Raw genomic sequence first — 4,656 nt, 5'->3', positions numbered from 1 at the left:
CGGGGAACCGGAGGAGAATGAAATAAAAAGAAGGCTTGAAAAGGAGCTGCCGGTCTATATGGTTCCTTCATATATCGTAAAGGTAGAGCGCATACCAATGACAACTAACGGGAAAGTAGACGCCAAAGCTCTTCCTGACCCAAAAAAGGGAAGGGGAATGAAAGAAGAGTACATAGGTCCAAGGGATAGAATTGAAGAAAAGCTTGCAGAAATATGGCTCCAGGTGCTGAATCTGGAAAGGGTAGGAATAGAAGATGACTTCTTCGGACTGGGAGGCCATTCCTTAAAGGCTACATTCCTTGTAAACAGGATACACAAGGAGTTGAATGCAGAGCTACCGCTGGGAAGACTATTCGAGACTCCAACGATTGCCGGCCTTGCAGAGTACATAAGAGATGCGGAGAAAAAAATATACGCCACGATAGAGCCTGTTGAAGAAAAGGAGTATTATCCTGTATCATCAGCTCAGAAGAGAATGTATATAACAAGTCGGTTTGATGGAATAGGTATAGGCTACAACACACCCATGGCAGTAATTGCAGAAGGAAATATTGACTCTGAAAAGTTTGAAGAGGCTGTTAAAGCACTTATAAGGAGGCATGAGGTATTTCGTACATCTTTCGAAGTTGTTGGTGATGAAGTTGTACAGAGGATACATAAAGAATTAGATTTCAGTATCGAGTATCTAGAAGTATCTGAGGAAGAAACTGATAATATTGTAAAAAAATTTATAAAGCCTTTTGACTTAGGCATAGCGCCGCTGTTAAGGGTGGGCTTAATAAAGCAAAATAAAAACAAGTATGTTATAATATGGGATATGCACCACATTATAACGGATGGTGTGTCTCTGGGTTTATTGCTTAAAGAATTTACAGCATTCTATGAGGGGAGGGTGGTGCCGAATTTAAGGCTGCAATATAAAGATTTTGCATATTGGCAAAATACACTTCTGAGTTCTGGGGCAATAGATAAGCAGAAAAAGTATTGGGAGGATAGATTTAAAGATGGGGTACCAATCCTTAACATGCCTACGGATTTTCAAAGACCCGGTGTTTACAGCTTTGAAGGTGAAGTAGTTAACTTTGAGCTCGAAGAACGATTAACTTCAAAATTGCATGAATTAGCCGCAGAAACAACAAATACAATGCAGATTTTACTTTTGGCAATATTCAATATCTTACTGTACAAATATACAGGTCAGGAGGATATTGTAGTAGGAACTGCCACCGCGGGAAGGCAGCATGCCGACCTTGAAAACCTTATTGGAATGTTTGTAAATATGCTTGCTTTAAGAAATTATCCCAAGGGAGATAAAACATATAGAGAGTTTCTGCAGGAAGTCAAGGAATTTTCATTAGAAGCATACCAAAACCAGGACTACCAGTTTGAGATGCTGTTAGACAGTATAAAAGTTGTAAGGGAGCCGGGAAGAAATCCAATCTATGACGTGATGTTTACGGTTCAGAATCTGGACACGCCTGTAATTGAGCTTGAAGAAATAAAGTTCAGATCATATGATACCGGACATACTACCTCTCATGCTGATTTAAATCTTATGGTGCTTATAGGAGAAAGTAAAATATTCTTCAGCCTCGAGTATTTGACAAGGCTGTTCAAGAGGGAAACCATTGAGAGAATGGGAGAACACTTCAAAAAAATTGTAAAAGTGGTTACGGATAACTCTGATATAAGATTGTCGGAAATAGATATAATCAGCGAAACGGAGAAGCAAGAGATTTTAAGCATGTTAAATGGTACTAGTGGATACATTTCTGATGGTAAAAAGCAAAGAGTTAGCCAAGTAGAATTCGATTTTTAATGTAAAGGTGGAGATTAAAATGGCACAGAGTATTGATTGTTTGATTATAGGTCACAACCAGATGAAGTTTTGTGACTATGAGGGAATGGTAGGATCAATGGGAAAAGAATCGGAGCCCTATCAGGATTTGAACTTAAACTTCGTGAGGTATAACAGCGAGGCTATAACAGCAGCGGAAACATTTAATACTTTTTATAAAAGAGCAGGCAATAATAAGGACATTATAAATCTTGGAGAGCTTTTTAGCGCCACAATCGCTTATTTGGGCACCTATATTAAAAGAAGGGGCTTCACATTTGACTATGTGAATTCCTTTCAGGATGAAAAAGAAGAATTAGCGAAAAAGCTCAGGGAGAATAATGTATTAACAATTGCAATAACAACAACACTCTATGTTTCTTCGTATCCGATATCAGAGATAATCTCATTTGTGAGGCAATACAATACTACTGCCAAGATTATTGTGGGCGGGCCGTTTGTGTCAACAAATGCCAGAACGCAGAATGAGGTGACGATGGAGTATATTTTATGTTCTCTTGATGCAGATTTCTACATAAATAGTTCACAGGGGGAATTTGCTTTAGTCCAGATTATCAATGCGGTAAAAAATGGGCTTCAATTCAATCAAATAAGCAATATATACTTCAAGCAAAAAAGTGGGTATATTCGCAATAATATAGAGATTGAAAACAATATTCTAGCAGAAAACATGGTTGATTGGAGCCTGTTTGGGGATAGGGTAGGCAGGTTTGCAACTATCAGAACGGCAATATCGTGTCCATTCTCCTGCTCTTTTTGCGGGTTTCCTCAGCATGCGGGAAAATACCAGACTGTGGATGTTGAGACAATAGAAAAAGAATGGCGTGCCTTAGATAGTATAGGGACTGTGAAAAGCATTTATATCATTGATGATACATTCAATGTTCCGAGGGATAGATTTAAAGACATTCTTAAAATGATGATAAAAAACAGGTTTTCCTTTAAGTGGCATTCGTATTTCAGATGTCAGTTTGCCGATGAGGAGATAATCAGCTTAATGAAGGAAAGTGGCTGTGAAGGAGTATTCCTTGGAATCGAGTCGGGAAGCCAGGAAATACTGAATAATATGAGCAAGGCTTCTACTATAGAAAAATATAGAGAGGGCATGAAACTATTAAGAGAATACGGTATTATAATAAATGCTTCATTTATTATAGGTTTTCCTGGTGAAACATATAAAACAGTACAGGAAACAGTAAGATTTATTGAAGACACCAGGCCGGATTTCTATCGCGCACAGTTATGGTATTGCGAACCCATAACTCCCATATGGAAGGAAAAAGAAAAATATGGTATCAAAGGTTCACAGTTTAAATGGTCACATAAAACAATGGATTCAAAAACCGGCAGTAAATTAGTAAATGAAGTTTTTCTCTCAGTAAAAAATTCAATTTGGATGCCCCAGTATAACTTTGATTCTGCAAGTATTTTCCCTCTCATGCAAAACGGTATCAATATTAATCAGATAAAAGAATTTATGTCATGCTTCCAGGAAGGAATCGCCGAAAAATTAAAAAGTCCAAATCAAAAGAATATCAGCCTAGAACTCGAAAAAAGAATGGAGGCTGTCTTCAAAGCCGCAAAGTAGAAGTAATCAAAAAATACGGGACTTAGATGAAAAAGGCAGGGCTAATTATGAACAGAATTCAAGAAAACCTATTGTTAAATAGCGAAGAATTCTTGCAGCAAAAAAAATACTGGTTAGACAGGCTCTCAGGGTATTACCCGTCTTCAAACTTGTTTATGAAAACTAGGGCAGCAGACTATGGGAATAAAAGGCCCATTAAAGTAAAATTTAGTTATCCTGATGAATTATCTGAGAGCTTGATAATGTTAAGTAAGCAATCCGACCTATCGTTGTATTTGATATTGCTTATGGCTTTAAAATGTCTTATCTACAAGTATACAGGAAGTAACGACATTATAGTCTGTTCTCCGGTTTATAGCGATTACTGCAGTGAATACACAGTTAATGATGTGGTCTTGATACGTGATGAAATAAGAGAGGAAAAGACACTCAGGGAATGCATTCTGGATACTGGTAAATCAGCATTAAAAGCATATGAAAATCAGGATTATCCCTTTAAAAACATATTAAATATTTTCGATGATTTTCAGGAAATGAATCCATTTAGAAATATAAATGTGATGTGCATGCTTAATAATATACACAGGCAGATAGATATTGAAAACACCGACTATGGTCTGGTTTTTGCGTTTGACAGGAATGGCAGGACGGTTGAGCTTGAACTGTCGTGCACTGACGGTATTTTCAACGAAAGAATGTTAAATCAATTAGTTTCGGCACTTGAGAATGTATTAAATAACATAATTACTGATGTAAATATAACAATTCATGATGCAGCTGTCATATCCAAAGAAGAGAGAAATTACATAATACATCAGTTTAACAGTTCCAGCCATGAATATCCCGAGGAATGCTGTATATATCAGTTGTTTGAAGAGCAGATGGAAAGAACTCCGGACAATATTGCCATTGAAGCCGGAGGCAGGTATCTGACTTACAGGGAGCTGAATGAAAAAGCAAACCGGCTCGCAAGGGTATTAAGGGAAAAAGGTGTAAAGCGGGATTCCATAGTGGCAATCATGGCCGACCAGTCTGTAGAATTTGTTGTAGCAGTGCTGGGCGTTCTTAAAGCGGGAGGGGCATATCTGCCTATAGATATGGAATATCCCGAAGAAAGGATACGCTACATGCTGGAGGACAGCGGGACGGTAATTGTTCTGAAGGACAGCGAGGCAATAACTGCTCTGGACAGAGAGCAGGGAACCTTGAG

3 protein-coding genes are annotated in these 4,656 nt (G+C 38.0%); all 3 read left to right on the top strand.

Annotated elements, in window-relative coordinates:
• Nucleotides 1–1,819, top strand: a 1,819-nt coding sequence (locus T344_RS0119270; protein ID WP_027630035.1) for a condensation domain-containing protein, incomplete at its 5' end; no start/stop codon positions are given.
• A 19-nt stretch (nucleotides 1,820–1,838) separates the two neighbouring features.
• Nucleotides 1,839–3,446: a PhpK family radical SAM P-methyltransferase gene (locus T344_RS28800; protein WP_051572063.1), complete on the top strand. Its 1,608-nt coding sequence runs from the start codon at nucleotides 1,839–1,841 to the stop codon at nucleotides 3,444–3,446.
• 47 nt (nucleotides 3,447–3,493) lie between these two features.
• Nucleotides 3,494–4,656: AMP-binding protein (locus T344_RS0119260; RefSeq protein WP_027630034.1), on the top strand; the 1,163-nt coding region annotated here is incomplete at its 3' end.

It is taken from the genome of Ruminiclostridium cellobioparum DSM 1351 = ATCC 15832, assembly GCF_000621505.1.
GTDB lineage: Bacteria > Bacillota > Clostridia > Acetivibrionales > DSM-1351 > Ruminiclostridium > Ruminiclostridium cellobioparum.
The sequence above is the reverse complement of the archived record's forward strand: the minus strand, read 5'-3'. Positions and strand labels throughout refer to the sequence as shown.